This window comes from Bordetella sp. 2513F2 (assembly GCF_054642735.1).
In genome coordinates this window covers 3,564,842-3,584,382 of the sequence record NZ_CM137755.1, presented here as the reverse complement: position 1 = coordinate 3,584,382, position 19,541 = coordinate 3,564,842, and the positions used below count along the sequence as shown (strand labels likewise).

Below are 19,541 nucleotides of genomic sequence, written 5' to 3'. Positions count from 1 at the left end.
CTGTTTCTCCCAGCATGCGCGAACGCAACCGCGTCGCGTTTCCCTCCTGGCGCTGGGTACGTTCCGACCCCGGCAGGCTGCTGGTCTTCGGCTTCGGCAGCGGCCTGCTGCGCCCGGGCTCGGGCACCTGGGGCACGCTGCTGGCCTGGCCCTTGTGGGCGGCGGCTGCGCCCCGGGTGCCGGATCTTGCGCTGGGCGTGTTCCTGCTCGCCGCCTTCGCCTACGGCTGCTGGGCTTGCCGGCGCGTCGGCAGGGAGCTGGGGGTGGACGACCACGTGGGCATGGTCTGGGACGAGATGGTGGCCTTCTGGCTGGTGCTGTGGCTCACGCCGCCGACGCTGGCCGCGCAGGCCGTGGCCTTCGTGCTGTTCCGCTTCTTCGACACGGTGAAGCCCCCGCCCATCCGCTACTTCGATGCGCATCTCAAGGGGGGATTCGGTGTAATGTGGGACGATATCGTCGCGGCAGGCTGTACGCTGCTGGTCGTCGCCATTGCGGTACGCATGGGAGTCATGGGATGAGCGCACACGACACACATGGTGCCGGCCTTGCGGCCGCGCCCCTGGCGGAAGCCGCGTTGCAGGGCCTGGCCGAGCGCCTCGGCGAGGCGCTGGTGGCGCGGGGCTGGGCGATAGGCACGGCCGAGTCCTGCACCGGCGGGCTGCTGGCCGGCGCCATGACGGCCATCGCGGGCTCCAGCCAATGGTTCGAGCGCGGCTACGTCACCTACAGCAATGCCGCCAAGATGGCCGACCTGTCGGTGTCTGCCGACACGCTCGACCACTACGGCGCCGTGAGCGAGCCCGTGGCCCTCGAGATGGCCAGCGGCGTGCTGCTGGCGAGCCCGTCCGCGCACATGGCCGTATCCACCACCGGCGTGGCCGGCCCCGGGGGCGGCACGCCGGGCAAACCCGTGGGCATGGTGTGCTTCGGCTTCGCCTGGCGCGGGGCGGACGGCATCACGTCGCGCGCTGCCACCCAGCGCTTCGGCGGCGACCGCACCCAGGTGCGCCAGGCGTCGGTGGAATACGCGTTGCGCAGCCTGCTGGACCTGCTGGGCGCTTCGGTCAACCGGCACTAGCGCCAGGCGGCATGTCTCCGGCCGGGCGGCGCCTGCCGGTGCTGCCGGCCTAGCATCACCAGGCCACGCAGATCTTGCCGAAATGGCCGCCGCTTTCCTGGTAGCGGAAGGCGTCGGCCAGCTCGGCCAGCGCGAAGGTGCGGTCCAGCACCGGCCGGATACCGGTCTGCTCGAGCGCGGCAACGTACTCCTGCTGCTGGCGCCGGCTGCCCACGATGAGGCCCTGCAGGCGCGCCTGCCGGGCCATCAGCATGGCGGTGGGGATCGAGCCCTCGAATCCCGTCAGCACCCCGATCAGCGAGATGTGTCCGCCCACCCGCACCGCGGTGATGGACTGTGCGAGCGTGTCCGGCCCGCCCAGCTCGATGACGTGGTCGACGCCGCGTCCGCCGGTGAGCTCGAGCACGGTCTTGCCCCAGTCGGGATGCTGCCGATAGTTGACGACATGGTCGGCGCCCAGGGACCGCGCGCGTTCCAGCTTCGCGTCGGATGAAGACGTGACGATCACGCGGGCGCCCATGGCCTTGGCGATCTGCAGCGCGGCGATCGATACTCCCCCCGTGCCCAGGGTGAGCACCGTGTCGCCGGCCTTCAGGCCGCCGTCGGCCACCAGCGCGCGCCAGGCGGTGAGCCCGGCGGTGGTGATGGTGGCGGATTCCGCATGGCTCCAGCCGCGCGGTGCGCGCGTGAAAGCGGTGGCGGCGCATACGGCATATTCGGCGGCATAGCCGTCGACGCCATCGCCCGGCGTGGCGGCGAAGTCGCCCACGGCCTGCCACGGCGGGCCGTCCTGCCATTGCGGAAAGAAGCAGGAGACCACGTGGTCGCCCGGCTTGAATTCGGAAACGCCGGCGCCCACGGCCTCGACCACGCCCGCGGCGTCGGCCATCAATACGCGGCCATCGGGTGTGCTGCTGCCCTTGGCCACCAGGAGGTCGTGATAGTTGAGCGAGCTGGCGTGCAGGGCCACGCGGATCTGGCCCGGACCAGGCTGGCCGGGATCGGGAAGTTCGCGCAGTTCCAGGTTGTCGAGCCCGCCCGGGGCGTGTACGACGACGGCTTTCATGGGTTCGTCTCCTTGCAGGATGGGTCAGCGTACGTCGTTGATGGCGTCGCGCAGGCCGCGGGCGGCCGCGGCGGCCGCCGCGCGCCAGTCGTCGCCACCGCTGGCGTACAGGATGGCGCGGGAGGAGTTGATCATCATGCCCGCGCCCTGGCTGTCGGCCCCGGCCTGCACGGTGGCGGTGATGTCGCCGCCCTGTGCGCCGATGCCGGGCACGAGCAGCGGCACGCCATCGCCGATGCGCTGGCGCACCGCGGCCAATTCATTGGGATAGGTGGCGCCCACCACCAGGCCGCACTGGCCCGCTGCGTTCCATTTGTCTGCCACCAGGCCGGCCACGTGCAGGTACAGCGGCTGGCCGTCGGCCATCTTTAGGAACTGCAGGTCGGAGCCGCCGGGGTTGGACGTGCGGCACAGCACGATCACGCCGCGATCGCGCCACGAGAGGTAGGGCTCGATGGAATCCAGCCCCATGTAGGGGCTGACGGTGAGCGCGTCGGCCTGGTAGCGCTCGAATGCTTCGCGCGCATAGTTCTCGGCCGTGGAGCCGATGTCGCCGCGCTTGGCGTCGAGCACGATGGGCAGCGCGGGGTGCCGCTCGCGGATGTGGCGGCACAGCGCCTCGAGCTGGTCTTCGGCGCGGTGTGCGGCGAAATAGGCGATCTGCGGCTTGAAGCTGCAGGCGAACTCCGCCGTGGCGTCGACGATGTCGCGGCAGAACTCGAAGATGGCGTCGGGCTTGCCGTGCAGCTCGCGGGGGAAGCGCTGCGGGTCCGGGTCGAGGCCGACCTGCAGCAGCGAGCCGCTGGCGGCCCAGGCATTGGCGAGTTTCTGTTGGAAGGTCATGGGAATCAGTGCAGTTTTACCCGTGGCCGGGTGCGGCGCATGAGCAGCCGTGCGAGGGCCAGGGTGGCGGTGCGGGAGATTCCCAGCACCGCGCGGTGGTGCATGAGATGCAGGCTCATGTACATCAGGCGCGCCAGTGTACCGCTTACGAACAGGCCCCGTCCGGCCAGCTTGCCCATCAGGCTGCCCACGCCGGCGTCCTGGCCCAGCGACACCAGCGAGCCGTGGTCGCGATAGACGTAAGGCCCGGCAGGGTCGGGCTTGCCGCGCAACCTGGCCGTGATCCTGGCGGCCAGGTAATCGGCCTGCTGGTGGGCGGCCTGGGCGCGCGCAGGGACGGTGCGGCCTTCGGTCCAGGGCACGGCCGAACAATCGCCCAGGGCAAGAATGTGCGGATCCGGGCTTTCCAGTCGCTCGTTCAGCTCGAGCTGGCCGATGCGGTTGAGCGGCAGGCCCAAGGTGGCCATCACTGCGGGCGCCTTGATGCCGGCAGCCCACACGCACAGGCTGGCGGGAAAATCGCGGCCGTCGGCCGTGAGCACGCGATCGGCCCGCACCTCGGCCACGCGGCAGCCGGTCTCGACGCGTATGCCCAGCTCGGTGAGGCGATCGTGGGCGGCCTTCGAGATCTTCTCGGGCAGCGCCGAGAGGATGCGGGGCGCGCCCTCGACCAGCGTGATGGCGAGGTCCCGCTCGGGTCGGAAGTTGGGCAGCCCGTAGGCGCTGACAACCTGGCCCGCCTCCACCAGTTCCACGGCCAGCTCCACGCCCGTGGCTCCCCCGCCCACGATCACCAGGTCCAGGCGCGCGGAAGGGTCGCGCACCTTGGCCTGGTCCACCAGCGCCATGGCCTTCAGCATGGTCAGGCGGAACTGCTCGGCGCCCTCGGTGGTGTCCAGGGTGACGGCATGCGTTTCGGCGCCGGGCGTATTGAAGAAGTTCGAGATGCTGCCCACGGCCATCACCAGGATGTCGTAGTCCAGTTCGCGTTCGGGCAGCACCTGGTGCCCGGCGGCGTCGCTCACCGCGCCGAGGGTGATCCGGCGCCGTTCGCGGTCTACGGCGCGCAGCTCGCCCTGGGCGAAGGAGAAGCCGCACAGGTGCGCCAGCATGAGATACGAAAGGCCTTCCTGGTGGATGTCCAGGGTGCCGGCGGCGGCTTCGTGCAGGGAGGGCTTCCAGATATGGAAAGGCCGGCTGTCGACCAGGGTGATGCGCTCGCGGCCGTGGACGCGGCCGAGTCGGGCGGCCAGTTCCAGGCCGCCTGCCCCGCCGCCCACGATGAGCACACGTTGCGGGGTGCGGTGCATGTATGTGTGGTTCATGGCGGGAGTATACGAGGCCCCGCAGATGCTGCGACCGCTGCTACATGGCGTAGCGGCTGATGGCCACCGCAACCCATACCGCCACGGTGAACAGCAGCATCAGCATCACCGCTGCGCTGCCGAGGTCCTTGGCGCGGCCCAGCAGCGGGTGCCGTTCCACCGAAAGTGCGTCGGCCAGGGCCTCGATGGCCGAGTTGAGCAGTTCCACCACCAGCACGAGGATCACCGACGCGATCAGCATGAAGACTTCGTCGGTGCTGCGGCCCAGGAAGAAAGCCGCCGGAACCAGCAGGATGGCCAGGGCCAGCTCCTGCCGGAACGCCGCCTCGTACCTTATCGCAGCCTGCAGGCCCTGCAGCGAATAACGCAGGGCGTTGAAGATGCGGCGCAGGCCGCCAGTGCTCTTGAAAGGGGAGGCGTGGTTGGGGTCGGACATGGCGGGCGGCTACGGTCGGGTAGGGGGCAACGCAGTTTGTACCAGATGCGCACATGACAGGCGCAAGCGCCGCTCGGCTTCGTGCAAACCCCTATTGTCGCGTACGGGGGGCCCAGCGCAAGATGATCCAAATTGGTAAGGCCACTTTACCTTTCCCACGCCAGTTCCGCTTTCCCGCGCCAGTGCCGTCATGCCCCTCCACACCATCGAGCCCCGCCGCCTGTACCGCCAGATCGCCGATCAGCTGCGCGCCTCGATCGAGCGCGGCGAGTTCGCCGTGGGGTCGCGCCTGCCGCCCGAGCGAGATCTCGCCGTCCAGCTGGGGGTGTCGCGGCCTTCGGTGCGCGAAGCCCTGATCGCCCTGGAGGTCGAGGGGCTGGTCGAGGTCCGCATGGGCTCGGGCGTGTACGTCCGCGAGCCCGTCTCCTCCGTCGACCGCCTGGTTGCCGAAAGCCCGCTCGAAACCATCCTGGCGCGCCGCCTCATCGAAACCGAGCTGGCCGGCGAAGCCGCCCGCCGCGCCACGCCCGGGCAGGTGCGCGGCCTGCGCGAGGCGGTGGACATCATGGAGGCCGACACGGGGCAGGGCGACATGCCCATCCACGGCGACCGCCTGTTCCACCTGCGCATCGCCGAGATCGGCGGCAATTCGGTATTGCTGCGCGTGGTCGATGAACTCTTCGACGAGCGCCACAATCCCCTGTCGCTCAAGCTCAGCGACTACTTCGAGAACCCGGCCAACTGGGCCAGCGCCATCGCCGAGCACAAGCGGGTCATCGAAGCCATCGCGCGCGGCGATGAGCCGGGCGCACGCCACGCCATGCACGAACACCTCTCGCGCTCGCACGACCGCTTCACCGCCAACTGGACGGCGGCGGGCGAGAGCGTCAAGGGGGGGAGACCATGAGCCTGGCCTGCCGCCTGTACGCCGCGCGCGACCTGCGCCTGGAACCCGAGCCGGTGCCGCTGCCTGGCCCGCACGAGGTGGAACTGCAGCTCGGCGCAGCCGGCATCTGCGGATCGGACCTGCACTATTTCCAGCATGGCCGCGCCGGCGCCTTCGTCATGCGCGAGCCGCTCATCCCGGGCCACGAGGCATCCGGCGTGGTGCTGAGCGTGGGCGAGGGCGTGACGCGGGTGCGGCCCGGCATGCGCGTGGCCATCAATCCCTCGCACCCCTGCGGGCGCTGCGACTACTGCCGCGCCGGCCGCGACAACCTGTGCCGCAACATGTATTTCCTCGGCAGCGCCAGCGTGTATCCGCATGCGCAGGGCATGTTCCGCCAGCGTTTCGTGCTGGGCGAACGCCAGCTCACCCCGGTCGAGGCCGACATCTCGCTGGGCGAGATCGCCTGTGCCGAGCCGCTGTCCATCGGCCTGCACGCCGTGCGGCGCGCGGGGCCGTTGCTCGGCCGCAGCGTGCTCGTGACCGGGGCGGGCACCATAGGCTGCATGTGCGTGATCGCCGCCAGGCTGGCCGGCGCCGCGCGCGTGCTGGTCTGCGACGTGGCCCAGCGCCCGCTGGACGTTGCCCGCGCCGTGGGAGCCGACGAAGCGCTGCGCACCGACACGATGGCGCCCGATGCGCTGGCCGAGGTCGCCGACGTGGCCATCGAGGCCGCAGGCAGCCCGGCGGCGCTGGCCACCTGCCTGGCCGCCGTCCGGCGGGGCGGCCGCATCGTGCAGGTGGGCACGCTGCCCGCCGAGCTGCCGTTCCCGGCCAACCAGATCATGGCGCGCGAACTGGACTACGCCGGCGCCTTCCGGGCGGGCGTCGAATTCGATTGGGCGGTGTCCTACCTGGCCAGCCGCAAGGTGGACGTCCGTCCGCTCATGAGCGCCCAGTTGCCGTTCGAACGCGCTGCCGAGGCGTTCGAACTGGCAGCCGACCGCAACCGCAGTACCAAGGTGCAGCTCGTATGTGAAACGTGAAAACCGAAACCGGGCCGGACCGGCAACCATAACAAGCACGCCGCCGGCCTCATCACCCGAGGAGACAAGCATGAAGCAAGGCAAAGCCGTCCAGGCACTGCTGGCCGCCGTCACACTGGCCCTGTCGGGCAGCGTGCTGGCCCAGACCAAGCTGAAATGGGCCCACGTCTACGAGACTTCCGAACCTTTCCACACCACCTCGGTGTGGGCGGCGCAGGAAATCGGGAAGCGCACCAACGGGCGCTACCACATCGACGTGTATCCCGCCTCGCAGCTCGGCAAGGAGAACGACATCAACCAGGGACTCACCCTGGGCACGGTCGACATGATCATCTCCGGATCGAGCTTTGCGGCCAAGAGCTTCCCGCGCATCGGCGTGACCTACTATCCCTACACGTTCCGCAGCCCCGAGCACCTGCTGGCCTACACCAAGAGCGACATCTACAAGGAGCTCACTGCCGGATACGAGAAGGCCAGCGGCCATCACATCGTTTCCACCACGTATTACGGCACGCGCCACTCCACGTCCAACCGGCCGTTCACCAAGTGCGAGGAAATGAAGGGCCTGAAGATGCGGGTGCCGGACGTGCCCGCTTACCTCGCCATGCCGCGCGCCTGCGGCGCCAACACCGCGCCCATCGCGTTCGCGGAGGTGTATCTGGCGCTGCAGAACGGCACCGTGGACGCGCAGGAGAACCCGCTGCCCACGATCGAGGCCAAGAAGTTCTACGAGGTGCAGAAGAACATCATCCTCACGGGCCACATCGTCGACCACCTGAATACCGTGATCTCCGGCAAGCTCTGGAAGAGCCTGTCGGACGAGGACAAGAAGATCTTCGCCGAGGTGGCCCAGGAAGCCGCGGTCAAGGCAACCGAGCAGGTCTCGGCGCGCGAGAAGCAGCTGGTGGACGAGTTCCGCAAGAAGGGCCTGAACGTCACCGAGGTGGACACGGCGGCCTACCGCAAGATCGTGCTCGAGAAGGTGCCGTTCAAGCAGTACGGCTACGAGCAGTCCGACTGGGAACGCATCCAGGCAGTGAAGTGACGCCCAGCAAGGCTTGCAACACCAGGAGACCGCCATGCCACCCCATGCTTCCACGCAATCCGCTCCGTCCGGCGCCTTGCAGCGGCCCGCTGCGGGCCAGCCGGCCTCCGTGGAGTCCGTCGTCAGGAGCTTCGAGAGCCATCCCGAGGCCGAGACCGACCTGCGCGGCCATGCCCCAGAGGACTGGTTCACCCTGGTCCTCTTCTGGTGCATGGCGGGACTGGTCTTCCTGCAGTTCTTCTCGCGCTACATCCTCAACGACGCCTACGCCTGGACCGAGGAACTGGCCGTGTACGGCCTCATCGGCGTGGTGTTCATCGGGGCCTCCGCCTGCGTGCGCACCAGCCGCCACATCCAGGTGGACGTGCTGTATCGCATGCTGCCGGCGCGCGCGGCGCGCGTCATGGCCACTTTCGTGGACCTGGCGCGCACGGCCTTCCTCGCCTATGGCTGCTGGCTGGTGTACCGCTTCATCTCGCTGGTGGGGTTCGAGCCCATGACCACGGTCTTCTGGAACAAGGCCCACGTGTACTGGCTGGCCTTCGCGGGCTTCGCCCTGATGTTCCTGAGATCGTGCCAGGTGACGTGGCAGAACTGGCGGCGCGGCTACTCCGTCCTGGAGCGCCCGGAAGCCTACGACGTTTCGCAAAGCTGAGGAGCCGGCATGTGGATATTGATCGGTAGTTTCCTGCTGCTCATGATCGTCGGCCTGCCTGTGGCCATCGCGATGGCGGGCGCTTCGCTGCTGTACATCCTGGTCTCCGGCACGGTGCCCGACGTGGTCCTGGCGCAGCGCATGATCGCCGGCATCGAGTCGTTCCCGCTGCTGGCCGTGCCGTTCTTCATCCTGGCCGGCAACCTGATGAACATCGCCGGCGTCACTTCGCGCATCTACAACTTCGCGGTATCGCTGGTGGGCTGGATGCGCGGCGGGCTGGGCCAGGTGAACATCATCGGTTCGGTGGTGTTCTCGGGCATGTCGGGCACGGCCATCGCGGATGCCGCCGGCCTGGGCACGATCGAGATCAAGGCCATGAAGGATCACGGCTACAACACCGAGTTCGCCGTGGGCGTGACGGCCGCCTCGGCCACGCTGGGTCCCATCATCCCGCCCTCGCTGCCTTTCGTGATCTACGGCATGATGGCCAACGTTTCCATCGGCAGCCTGTTCCTGGCGGGCCTGGTGCCCGGGGTCTTCATGACGCTGCTCATGATGGGCACGGTGGCCTACTTCGCCCGCCGCAATAACTGGGGCGGGGACGTTCCGTTCTCGATGCAGCGGCTGGCCCGGGCATCGCTGGAGGTGCTGGTGGTGCTGGCCGTGCCGCTGTCGATATGGCTGCTGGTGCGCGCCGGCGTCTCGTCCAACACGGCCGTGCTGGTGGTGTTCGCGCTGTTGCTGGCGCTCGACTGGTATTTCGATTTCTCCGCCGTGATGGCGCTGATGGCGCCGGTGATCCTGATCGGCGGCATGACCATGGGCTGGTTCACGCCCACCGAGGCCGCCGTGGCCGCGGTGTTGTGGGCGCTGTTCCTGGGGCTGGTGCGCTACCGCACCATGACGTTGCGTACGCTGGCCCGGGCCACTTTCGATACGCTCGAGACCACGGCCTCGGTGCTGTTCATCGTGACGGCCGCCTCGATCTTCGCGTGGCTGCTCACCACCACCCAGGCGGCCCAGACCCTGGCCGACGCCATGCTGGGCATCACGCAGAACAAGTGGGTGTTCCTGCTGATGTCCAACGTGCTGATCCTGCTGGTGGGCTGCTTCATCGATACCATCGCGGCCATCACCATCCTGGTTCCCATACTGCTGCCCATCGTGCTCAAGCTGGGCATAGACCCCATCCATTTCGGGCTGATCCTCACCCTGAACCTGATGATAGGGCTGCTGACGCCGCCGCTGGGCATGGTCACCTTCGTGCTGGCCCGCATCGCGCGCCTGCCGGTGGAACGCACGTTCGTCGTCATCCTGCCCTGGCTGGTGCCCCTGTTCCTCGCGCTGGCTTGCATCACCTATATCCCCGGCATCACCATGTGGCTGCCGCGGCTGGCGGGCATGTCCTGACCGCGCGCATGCTTTCCACGCAACGAACCCTATCCAGGAGATCATCGACATGAAACTCATGCGCTATGGCGCCAAGGGCAGCGAAAGGCCCGCACTGGTGGACGCCGCCGGGCACATCCGCGATCTCTCCGGCGTGCTGCCCGACATCACGGCCGAGACCCTCTCGCCGCAGGGGCTGGCAGCGCTGCGCGCCGTGGATCCGGCCACGCTGCCGCAAGTGGAGCCCGGCGTGCGCGTGGCACCGCCCTGGCGCGGCATGGGCAAGTTCATCTGCATCGGCCTCAATTACGCCGACCATGCAGCCGAGTCGGGCCAGCCGGTGCCCAAGGAGCCCGTGCTTTTCATGAAGCCCGTCTCGGCGGTGGTCGGTTGCAACGACCCGGTGGTGCTGCCGCAGGATTCGGTCAAGACCGACTGGGAGGTGGAGCTGGGCGTGGTCATGGGCAAGCGCGCCCGCTACGTTCCGCAGGACCAGGCGCTGGACTGCGTGGCCGGCTATTGCGTGGTCAACGACATATCCGAGCGGGAATACCAGCTCGAGCGCGGCGGCACCTGGGACAAGGGCAAGTGCTGCGACACCTTCGGCCCCGTGGGCCCGTGGCTGGTGACCGCCGACGAAGTGCCCGAGCCGCAGGCGCTGCACCTGTGGCTGGACGTCAATGGCCGGCGCCGCCAGGATGGCAGCACCCGCACCATGGTGTTCGGCGTGGCGCAGCTCGTCAGCTACCTCAGCCGTTTCATGACCCTGTATCCGGGCGACCTCATCAGCACCGGCACGCCGCCGGGTGTCGGCATGGGCGCCAAGCCCGAGCCGCAATACCTGAAGCCGGGCGATGTGATGCGCCTGGGGATAGACGGGCTGGGACAGCAGCAGCAGCGCGTGCACGCCTGGAACCCCGACCTGATCGACAACTGAGCCACCGTCACGCCTTCCGGGAGCAGGCATGTCCCATACCTCCGACATTCCCGTCATACGCATCCATCCAGCCGACAACGTGGTGATTGCACGGCGGCAACTGGTGGGCGGCACGCATATCGCTTCCGAAGGCGTGACCATCAACGGCCTGGTGCCGCCGGGGCATAAGGTTGCGGTGCGCCCCGTGGCCGCCGGCGAACCGGTGCGGCGCTACAACCAGATCATCGGCGTCGCGACGCAGCCGATCGCAGCGGGCCAGCACGTGCACACCCACAACCTGGCCTATACGGACTTCCAGCGCGACTACGCCATCGGCCTCGACGCGCATCCCACCGAATACGTGGAGGCGCCGGCGCAGTTCCAGGGCATCGTGCGACCCGACGGCCGCGTGGCCACCCGCAACTACGTCGGCATACTCACGTCGGTGAACTGTTCGGCCACGGTGGCGCGGGCCATCGCCGATCACTTCCGCCGCGATGTGCGGCCCGAGGCGCTGGCGGCGTACCCCAACGTGGACGGGGTGGTGGCGCTGACCCACGGAGCCGGCTGCGCCACCGGCAGCGACGGGGAGCCGCTGCGCGTGCTGCGCCGCACGCTGGGCGGCTATGCGCGCCACGCCAACTTCGCCGCCGTCATGGTGGTGGGCCTGGGCTGCGAGACCAACCAGATAGGCGGCCTCATGGCCCAGGAGGGCCTGAGCGAAAGCGGCCGCTTCCATACGTTCAACATCCAGGACACCGGCGGCACCCGCCGGACGGTGGCCCGCGGCATCGAGCTGGTGGAAGCCATGCTCGAGGACGCCAACCGCGTGGCACGCCAGCCCGTGCCCGCCAGCCATCTGCTGGTGGGCCTGCAGTGCGGCGGCTCCGACGGCTATTCCGGCATCAGCGCCAACCCCGCGCTGGGCGCGGCCGTGGACCTCCTGGTGCGCCACGGCGGCACCGCCATCCTGTCCGAGACGCCCGAGATCTACGGCGGCGAGCACCTGCTGACGCGGCGCGCCGCCTCGCCCGAGGTGGCGCAGAAGCTGCTGGCGCGCCTGCACTGGTGGGAAGACTACTGCGCCCGCAACGATGCCGAGATGGACAACAACCCCTCGGCCGGCAACAAGGCGGGCGGGCTCACCACCATCCTCGAGAAGTCGCTGGGCGCCATCGCCAAGAGCGGCACCACCAACCTGGCCGACGTCTATGAATACGCCGAACCGGTGCGCAGCCGGGGCCTGGTCTTCATGGACACGCCGGGCTACGACCCGGTCTCGGCCACGGGCCAGGTCGCAGGCGGCGCCAACCTGATCTGCTTCACCACGGGCCGCGGTTCGGCCTACGGCTGCGCGCCCGCGCCTTCCCTGAAGCTGTCGACCAACACCGCGTTGTGGCAGCGCCAGTCCGACGACATCGACATCAACTGCGGCGAGGTGGTCGACGGCCTCGAGGACGTGGCCGGCATGGGCCGGCGCATCTTCGAGCTGATGCTGGCCACCGCCTCGGGCCGGCAGACCCGCAGCGAGGCGCATGGCTATGGCCAGAACGAGTTCGTGCCCTGGCAGCTCGGGGCCGTGATGTAGTCCTTTCCCCTTTCCACCCGGAATTCCGCTTCCCGCAGGAACGCCCATGAAGATCACCAATGCCCGCGTCATCGTCTGCTGCCCCGGCCGCAATTTCGTCACGCTCAAGATCGAGACGGACGAAGGGCTCACCGGCATCGGCGACGCCACGCTCAACGGCCGGGAGCTGGCCGTGGTCAGCTATCTCGCCGACCACGTCGTGCCGTGCCTGATCGGGCGCGACCCGCACCAGATCGAGGACATCTGGCAGTTCCTGTACCGGGGCGCCTACTGGCGGCGCGGGCCGGTCACCATGTCGGCCATCGCGGCGGTCGACACCGCGCTCTGGGACATCAAGGCCAAGGCGGCCGGGCTGCCCCTGTACCAGCTGCTGGGCGGCAGGAGCCGCACCGGCGTGATGGTCTACGGCCATGCCAATGGCCGCGACATCGAAGAAACCGTGGACGAGGTGCTGCGCTACCGCGAGATGGGCTATCGCGCCATCCGCGCGCAGAGCGGCGTGCCGGGCCTCAATGCGGTGTATGGCGTCGGGCGCGGGCGCATGTTCTACGAGCCCGCCGATGCCGACCTGCCGTCCGAGCACGACTGGTCCACCGAGAAATACCTGGATCACGCGCCGCGCCTCTTCGAACGCGTGCGTGACGCCGTGGGCTGGGATGTCCACCTGCTGCACGACGTGCACCACCGGCTCACGCCCATCGAGGCCGGCCGGCTGGGCAAGAGCCTGGAGCCCTACCGGCTGTTCTGGATGGAGGACGCCACGCCGGCCGAGAACCAGGAGGCCTTCCGGCTGATCCGCCAGCACACCGTGACGCCGCTGGCGGTGGGCGAGATCTTCAACACCATCTGGGACTGCAAGGACCTCATCCAGAACCAGCTCATCGACTACATCCGCGCCACGGTGGTCCATGCGGGCGGCATCACGCACCTGCGGCGCATCGCCGACCTGGCCTCGATCTACCAGGTGCGCACCGGCAGCCATGGCGCCACCGACCTGTCGCCCGTATGCATGGGGGCGGCGCTGCACTTCGACATCTGGGTGCCGAACTTCGGCATCCAGGAATACATGCGGCATACCGAGGAGACCGATGCCGTGTTCCCGCACGCCTATTCCTTCGAGGACGGCATGATGGTGCCGGGCGAGGCGCCCGGCCATGGCGTGGAGATCGACGAGGCCCTGGCGGCGCGCTATCCGTACCGGCGCGCCTACCTGCCGGTGAACCGGCTGGCCCACGACGGTACGCTGTGCAACTGGTAGGACCGGCGCCATGAACCACGATATGCAAGGCCTGCCCCGCCTGGCCCCGGACCAGCTGGCCCGGCTGCCCGCCGGCATCGCCTCGCCCGGATACGACCGCGGCCGGCTGCGGCCCGGCATCGTGCACCTGGGCATGGGCGCATTCCACCGCGCCCACCAGGCCCCGCTCACCGATGCCGCGATGGCGGCCGCCGGCGACCTGCGCTGGGGCATCGTCGGCGTGTCGCTGCGCAGCCCCGACACGCGCGATGCGCTGGCGCCGCAGCAGGGCCTCTATACCGTGGCCCTGCGCGATGCCGACGAAAGCGGCGCGCCGCGCGAGGCGCTGCAGGTCGTCGGCGCCGTGCTGCGCGTGCTGGTTGCCAGCGAAGACCCCGACGCCGTGCTGGAACAGATCGCCCATCCGGACACCCGCATCGTCAGCCTCACCGTGACCGAGAAGGGCTATGCGCACGAACCCGCCACCGGCCGGCTGCGGCTGGACGATCCCGACGTGCGGCACGATCTGGCGCATCCGCTGGCGCCGCGCAGCGCCATCGGCATGCTGGCATATGGCCTGCACCGGCGCCACGCGCGCGGGCTCGGCCCGGTCACGCTGCTGTCCTGCGACAACCTGCCCGCCAACGGCGATACGCTGCGCGGCCTGGTGCTGGCCTTCGCCGGCCTGCTGGATGCCGGCCTCGCAGCCTGGGTGGCGGAGCGCTGCACCTTCCCCAACACCATGGTGGACCGCATCGTGCCGCGCACCAGCGACGAGGACCGGGCCCGCGTGGCAGGCCGGCTGGGCCTGTACGACGCCTGGCCGGTGGTGGGCGAGCCCTTCCTGGAATGGGTGATCGAAGACCGCTTTGCCGCGGGGCGGCCCGCCTGGGAGCGCGCCGGGGCCCGGCTGGTCGAGGCCAGCGCGCCCTTCGAACGCCTCAAGCTGCGCATGGTGAACGGCCCGCAGTCCACGCTGGCCTATCTGGGGAGCATGGCCGGCATCCCCACCAACAACCAGGCGGTGGCGCAGCCCTGGCTGCGCGCCTTCGTCGACGCGATGATGCGCGAGGAGGTGGCGCCTACGCTGGACGTGCCCGGCGTGGACCTGGACGACTTCCGCGGGCGCCTGCTGGCGCGGCTGTCCAATCCGGCGCTGCCGCACCGCTGCCAGCAGATCGCGATGGACGGCTCGCAGAAGGTGCCGCAGCGCCTGCTCGAGACCGTGCGCGCACGCCGCAGCCAGGGGGCGGGCTATCGGCGCGTGGCGCTTGCGGTGGCGGCCTGGCTGCATTACCTGCGCGGCGTCGACGAGCAGGGCCAGGCCTATCCCATCCAGGATCCGCTGGCGCCCGAGCTGATCGAACGCCTGGCCGCCGCCGAAGCCGGCAAGCCGGGCGACGCGGCCCATGCCGCCGCGCAGGCCGCCGGCTACGCCCCGGTATTCGGCGACCTGGGGGCCGACGCAGACTTCGTGCAGACGCTCGGCACGGCCCTGCAGGCGTTGCGCACGCAGGGCGTGCGCGCAGCCGTGCAGGCCCGCACCTGAGGCGCCGCCGGCCGCGGCTCAGCTGAGGCGCCGCCCGCCGCGGCTCAGGCCGTCGCGTCTTCGGCAGGCCGGGCCTGCCCGGCCTGCTTCTGCCGGCCCAGGCTGCCGAAGCGCAGGGCGAACTGGCGCGTGAACACCGCGCCGAAGAAGAATATCTGCGCCGAGTAATAGATCCAGAGCAGCAGGGCGATCAGCGAGCCGGCGGCGCCGTACGCCGACACCGCCGCGCCGCGGCCCAGGTACAGGCCGATGCCCCATTTGCCCACCAGGAACAGCGCCGCCGTCACGATGGCGCCCGGGATCACGTCCAGCCATGGCAGGCGGGCGCTGGGCAGCAGCTTGTAGACCACCGCGAACAGCGCCGTCACCACCGAGAACGAGAATGCGTTGGCCATCCAGCCCGCCACGGTGGCAAAGGTGGAGGAGCTCCACAGGTCGCCGTAGTAGGCCTTGGCCGCACCGAGGGCGGCATTCACCGTCAGCGAGATCAGCAGGAACACCGCCAGCACCAGCACCAGGCCGAACGACAGCATGCGGCTGTGCACCAGATCGTGCAGCCCGCTGCGGGTGCTCTGCACTTCCCAGAGGTCGTCCAGGCTGGCCTTGAGCTCGGCGAACGCCGTGGTGGCGCTGAAGACCAGCACCCCGATCGACAGCAGCGCCGCGATCCAGCCGCTGCCCGATTCATGGGCGCTGGCCAGCACCGTCTGGATCACCTCGGCGCCGCGCGGGCCGGTGAGGTCCCGCACCTGGGAGAACAGCTCGGAACGCACCGCCTCCTCGCCGAAGAACGCGCCGGCAACGGCGATCACCAGGATCAGCATGGGCGCCAGCGAGAACACCATGTACAGCGCCAGGGCGGCCCCCTTGCTCGAGGCCCGATGGCGCGACCACTCGCGGGCGCAGTCGGCCAGCAGGCCGCCGATCTCGGCGGGGCGGGGGATGCGGAAGCGGGATAGTGGGTGCATGGGTATCCGGATCGTTGCCTGGGCGCGCCGTGCGTCGTTGCTCCCATTTTAGGGACCCTGGCCGCACCTGCCCATTGGGCGCGTGCCCAAATGTAAAACGGGGCAGCTTGATTGCACGGCGCGCCGCAAAAAAGACAAACCCCGCAAGGCTTGCACCTTGCGGGGTCCGGTAGCCGAGGTCCCCGGGCGGGGACCAGCGTGGAAGGCGGGACTTAGAAGTCCATGCCGCCCATGCCGCCCATGCCGCCGGGCATGGCCGGGGCAGCGGGCTTGTCTTCAGGCAGTTCCACCACGGCGGCTTCGGCCGTCAGCAGCAGGCTGGCCACCGAAGCGGCGTTCTGCAGCGCGGTGCGGGTCACCTTGGTGGGGTCCAGCACGCCTTGCTCGACCAGGTCGGTGTACTCGCCGGTGGCGGCGTTGTAGCCGTAGTTGCCCTTGCCGTTGAGCACGTTGTTCACGACCACGCTGGCTTCTTCGCCGGCGTTGGTGACGATGGTGCGCAGGGGCTCTTCCACGGCACGCAGGATCAGCTTGATGCCGGCGTTCTGGTCGGGCGTGTCGCCCTTCAGCTCGGCGATGGCCTGCTTGGCGCGCAGCAGCGCGACGCCGCCGCCGGCCACCACGCCTTCTTCAACGGCGGCACGGGTGGCGTGCAGCGCGTCTTCGACACGGGCCTTCTTTTCCTTCATTTCGACTTCGGTGGCAGCACCGACGCGGATCACGGCAACGCCGCCAGCCAGCTTGGCCACGCGCTCTTGCAGCTTCTCGCGGTCGTAGTCGGAAGTGGCTTCCTCGATCTGCACGCGGATCTGCTTGACGCGGGCCTCGATCGACTTGCTGTCGCCAGCGCCGTCGATGATCGTGGTGTTTTCCTTGGCCACTTCGACGCGCTTGGCCTGGCCCAGCTCGGCCAGGGTAGCCTTCTCGAGCGACAGGCCGGTCTCTTCCGAGATCACGGTGCCGCCGGTCAGGATGGCGATGTCTTCGAGCATGGCCTTGCGGCGGTCACCGAAGCCAGGGGCCTTGACGGCGGTGGTCTTGAGGATGCCGCGGATGTTGTTCACCACCAGGGTGGCCAGGGCTTCGCCCTCGACGTCCTCGGCGATGATCAGCAGCGGGCGGCTCGACTTGGCCACTTGCTCCAGCACGGGCAGCAGGTCGCGGATGTTGCTGATCTTCTTGTCGTAGATCAGGACGAACGGGTCGTCCAGCGCGGCGACTTGCTTGTCGGGGTTGTTGATGAAGTAGGGCGACAGGTAGCCGCGGTCGAACTGCATGCCTTCCACGACATCCAGCTCGTTTTCCAGCGACTTGCCGTCTTCGACGGTGATGACGCCTTCCTTGCCGACCTTGTCCATTGCATCGGCGATGATCTGGCCGATCGAGCTGTCGCTGTTGGCCGAGATCGAGCCCACCTGGGCGATTTCCTTGCTGGTGGTGACGGGCTTGGACAGCTTCTGCAGCTCGGCCACGGCGGCGGCCACGGCCTTGTCGATGCCGCGCTTGAGGTCGATGGGGTTGAAGCCGGCGGCCACGTACTTCAGGCCTTCCTGCACGATGGCCTGGGCCAGCACGGTGGCGGTGGTGGTGCCGTCACCGGCGTTGTCGGAGGTCTTGGAGGCGACGTCCTTGACCAGCTGGGCGCCGATGTTCTCGAACTTGTCCTTCAGTTCGATTTCCTTGGCGACGGACACGCCGTCCTTGGTGACGGTGGGGGCGCCGAAGGAGCGCTCCAGCACCACGTTGCGGCCCTTGGGACCCAGCGTGGTCTTGACGGCGTTGGCGAGGACGTTCACGCCACGGACGATGCGCACGCGGGCATCGTCGGCGAACAGGACTTGCTTGGCAGCCATAGTCAGCTTCCTTAGTAGATTCGGTTAGGCAATTACTGGATCACGGCGAGGATTTCGTCCTCGCGGATGACGAGCAGTTCCTCGCCATCGACCTTCACGCTCTGGCCGGCATACTTGCCGAACAGCACCTTGTCGCCAGCCTTCAGATCGACGGGCAGAACCTTGCCGTCTTCGGTCTTCTTGCCGGGGCCGACGGCCACGACTTCACCCTGGTCGGGCTTTTCGGCGGCGCTTTCAGGGATGACGATGCCCGAGGCAGTCTTGCGCTCGTTGTCCAGACGTTTGACGATCACGCGATCGTGCAGAGGACGCAGGGCCATGAGGAAACTCCTGTTTCTAGTAAAAAGGCCATTGATCGTTGTGACGAGGCGAAGCCGCAGCCGGGCTGTTAGCACTCACCGTCGACGAGTGCTAATTATAGGGATGAGTTGCGCAGGTTCAAGGGGGGACGGCGGGAGTTGTTACATTTTGATGCGGTTGAGGGCGCCATCAATACCTCCTTCCGCCACCCGGGTAGCTACAGGCCGACCCGCTCGTTCGACGACCTGCCCGCAAAACCCCGCCCGTCTTTATTGAACAGGTCCACCAGGAAATCGACGAAGATCCGCACCTTCTGGGACAAGCCGCGGCTGCTGGGATAGATCACGTAGAGTTCGGCCTCGGTGGCGATCGGCTTCACTTCGTATTCGTCCAGTACGCGCACCAGGCGGCCCTGCTCCATATAGAGGCGCACCATCCACTCGTGTACGACGATGAGCCCCATATGGGACAACGCGGCAGACAGCAAGGCGATGGAGCTGTCGCTGCGCAGCTTGCCGCCGACAAAGACTTTCTCGCACTGTCCGTCCCTGCAGAACTCCCAGTAGTCGTTGTAGCCGGGCGCGGTGTAGAGAATGCAGTTGTGCTCCAGCAGGTCGGCGGGCTTGCGCGGCGTCCCGTGCTGGCGGAAGTATTCCGGGGAGGCGCACAGCATGCGCTGGCTCGGGCTTATCTTGCGGGCCACGATGTCGGCGTTGGGCGGCGATCCGATCCATACGGCCACGTCGATGTTTTCCGCGATGAGGTCGCAGCGCTGGTCCGTCAGCGTGACGTCTATCGTGAGCTCGGGATAGGCCTTCAGCAGGCCTTCGAGGGCCGGGACGATCATCGCCGCGCCGGCCGAAACGCGCAGCGATACGCGCAGCAGCCCTTTGGCGCTCTCCTGGAAGGAAGAGGCCTCCTGCTTGGCCCGGCCCAGCTCGTTGGCGATGACGCTGACCCGTTCATAGAACAGGCGGCCGGGCTCGGTAAGGGAAAGGCTGCGCGTGTTGCGATTCAACAGGCGCACACCCAGTTCGTCCTCGAGCGACCGGATCTGCCGCGCCACGGAACTGACGGATGATTCGTGCCGCCCGACGGCCGAGAAACTGCCGGCTTTCACCACTTTGATGAAAGTCTTGATCCGGCCCAGTTCGTCCATCGCTCGTCTCCCGTGTTCGCCCCGGCTTTTGTCTGTGCATTCGTTGGTTCTGGGCAGGGAAATTGTAACGTGGCCTGCCGGTTGGACCACGCCAGTGTTGCGCTGGAAGCAAAGATGCTTGCCACCGGGCCACATGGTCAGGCCGGGGCCGCGTCCCTAGAATTTTCGTCAGACGGCTTCTCATTCGAGCAAGGCC

General features: G+C 68.4%; 19 protein-coding genes. 11 read left to right on the top strand and 8 right to left on the bottom strand.

Annotation, left to right across the window (positions count from 1 at the left end; all coding sequences use genetic code 11):
- Positions 1–14: 14 nt before the first annotated feature.
- Entirely contained in the window at positions 15–521 is a 507-nt protein-coding gene (locus tag ACYBYQ_RS16945; protein WP_459615615.1) for a phosphatidylglycerophosphatase A family protein, read from the top strand.
- Entirely contained in the window at positions 518–1,081 is a 564-nt protein-coding gene (locus ACYBYQ_RS16940) for a CinA family protein (RefSeq protein WP_459615614.1), read from the top strand. The genes ACYBYQ_RS16945 and ACYBYQ_RS16940 overlap by 4 nt, the downstream gene beginning before the upstream one ends.
- Before the next feature lie 55 nt (positions 1,082–1,136).
- On the opposite strand, the gene ACYBYQ_RS16935 is transcribed toward ACYBYQ_RS16940, so the two are convergent.
- Genes ACYBYQ_RS16935 through ACYBYQ_RS16920 form a run of 4 tightly spaced genes read right to left on the bottom strand, consistent with a single transcriptional unit; the run spans position 1,137 to position 4,751 of the window.
- Positions 1,137–2,147, bottom strand: a complete 1,011-nt coding sequence (locus ACYBYQ_RS16935) for a zinc-dependent alcohol dehydrogenase family protein (RefSeq protein WP_459615613.1) — start codon at positions 2,145–2,147, stop codon at positions 1,137–1,139.
- 24 nt (positions 2,148–2,171) lie between these two features.
- Positions 2,172–2,990, bottom strand: coding sequence for an orotidine-5'-phosphate decarboxylase (gene pyrF, locus ACYBYQ_RS16930; RefSeq protein ID WP_459615612.1), 819 nt, complete (start codon positions 2,988–2,990; stop codon positions 2,172–2,174).
- A 5-nt stretch (positions 2,991–2,995) separates the two neighbouring features.
- Positions 2,996–4,315 (bottom strand): NAD(P)/FAD-dependent oxidoreductase, encoded by a 1,320-nt coding sequence (locus tag ACYBYQ_RS16925; protein WP_459615611.1) that lies wholly within the window; start codon positions 4,313–4,315, stop codon positions 2,996–2,998.
- A gap of 40 nt (positions 4,316–4,355) precedes the next feature.
- On the bottom strand, positions 4,356–4,751 hold the full coding sequence (locus ACYBYQ_RS16920) for a diacylglycerol kinase (protein WP_459615610.1): 396 nt from the start codon (positions 4,749–4,751) through the stop codon (positions 4,356–4,358).
- Between the two features lie 190 nt (positions 4,752–4,941).
- Between ACYBYQ_RS16920 and ACYBYQ_RS16915 the strand changes: the two genes are divergently transcribed.
- The 9 genes from ACYBYQ_RS16915 (at position 4,942) to ACYBYQ_RS16875 (ending at position 15,065) form a co-directional block, all read left to right on the top strand.
- Positions 4,942–5,658 (top strand): FadR/GntR family transcriptional regulator, encoded by a 717-nt coding sequence (locus ACYBYQ_RS16915; RefSeq protein WP_459615609.1) that lies wholly within the window; start codon positions 4,942–4,944, stop codon positions 5,656–5,658.
- Positions 5,655–6,683: an L-idonate 5-dehydrogenase gene (locus ACYBYQ_RS16910; RefSeq protein ID WP_459615608.1), complete on the top strand. Its 1,029-nt coding sequence runs from the start codon at positions 5,655–5,657 to the stop codon at positions 6,681–6,683. The genes ACYBYQ_RS16915 and ACYBYQ_RS16910 overlap by 4 nt, the downstream gene beginning before the upstream one ends.
- Positions 6,684–6,753: 70 nt before the next feature.
- Positions 6,754–7,728 (top strand): sialic acid TRAP transporter substrate-binding protein SiaP, encoded by a 975-nt coding sequence (locus tag ACYBYQ_RS16905; protein ID WP_459615607.1) that lies wholly within the window; start codon positions 6,754–6,756, stop codon positions 7,726–7,728.
- 34 nt (positions 7,729–7,762) lie between these two features.
- Positions 7,763–8,383 (top strand): TRAP transporter small permease, encoded by a 621-nt coding sequence (locus ACYBYQ_RS16900; protein ID WP_459615606.1) that lies wholly within the window; start codon positions 7,763–7,765, stop codon positions 8,381–8,383.
- 9 nt (positions 8,384–8,392) lie between these two features.
- Positions 8,393–9,796, top strand: a complete 1,404-nt coding sequence (locus tag ACYBYQ_RS16895; protein ID WP_459615605.1) for a TRAP transporter large permease — start codon at positions 8,393–8,395, stop codon at positions 9,794–9,796.
- Positions 9,797–9,845: 49 nt separating this feature from the next.
- On the top strand, positions 9,846–10,712 hold the full coding sequence (locus ACYBYQ_RS16890) for a fumarylacetoacetate hydrolase family protein (RefSeq protein ID WP_459615604.1): 867 nt from the start codon (positions 9,846–9,848) through the stop codon (positions 10,710–10,712).
- A gap of 28 nt (positions 10,713–10,740) precedes the next feature.
- The gene (locus ACYBYQ_RS16885) at positions 10,741–12,279 is read left to right on the top strand and encodes a D-arabinonate dehydratase (RefSeq protein WP_459615603.1); all 1,539 of its coding nucleotides are present in this window, start codon (positions 10,741–10,743) and stop codon (positions 12,277–12,279) included.
- 46 nt (positions 12,280–12,325) lie between these two features.
- Positions 12,326–13,537 carry a D-mannonate dehydratase ManD gene (gene manD / locus ACYBYQ_RS16880; RefSeq protein ID WP_459615602.1) on the top strand — a complete coding sequence of 404 codons (1,212 nt, stop codon included), beginning with the start codon at positions 12,326–12,328 and terminating at the stop codon, positions 13,535–13,537.
- A 10-nt stretch (positions 13,538–13,547) separates the two neighbouring features.
- Positions 13,548–15,065, top strand: a complete 1,518-nt coding sequence (locus tag ACYBYQ_RS16875; RefSeq protein ID WP_459615601.1) for a mannitol dehydrogenase family protein — start codon at positions 13,548–13,550, stop codon at positions 15,063–15,065.
- Between the two features lie 44 nt (positions 15,066–15,109).
- Here ACYBYQ_RS16875 and ACYBYQ_RS16870 read toward each other — a convergent pair whose 3' ends face one another.
- The 4 genes from ACYBYQ_RS16870 to ACYBYQ_RS16855 form a co-directional block, all read right to left on the bottom strand.
- On the bottom strand, positions 15,110–16,033 hold the full coding sequence (locus tag ACYBYQ_RS16870) for a YihY/virulence factor BrkB family protein (RefSeq protein ID WP_459615600.1): 924 nt from the start codon (positions 16,031–16,033) through the stop codon (positions 15,110–15,112).
- 212 nt (positions 16,034–16,245) lie between these two features.
- Entirely contained in the window at positions 16,246–17,886 is a 1,641-nt protein-coding gene (gene groL / locus ACYBYQ_RS16865) for a chaperonin GroEL (RefSeq protein ID WP_459615599.1), read from the bottom strand.
- 32 nt (positions 17,887–17,918) lie between these two features.
- A complete protein-coding gene (locus tag ACYBYQ_RS16860; protein ID WP_459615598.1) occupies positions 17,919–18,206 on the bottom strand; it encodes a co-chaperone GroES in 288 nt (95 codons plus the stop codon).
- A 197-nt stretch (positions 18,207–18,403) separates the two neighbouring features.
- The gene (locus tag ACYBYQ_RS16855) at positions 18,404–19,345 is read right to left on the bottom strand and encodes a LysR family transcriptional regulator (RefSeq protein ID WP_459615597.1); all 942 of its coding nucleotides are present in this window, start codon (positions 19,343–19,345) and stop codon (positions 18,404–18,406) included.
- Positions 19,346–19,541 lie beyond the last annotated feature (196 nt).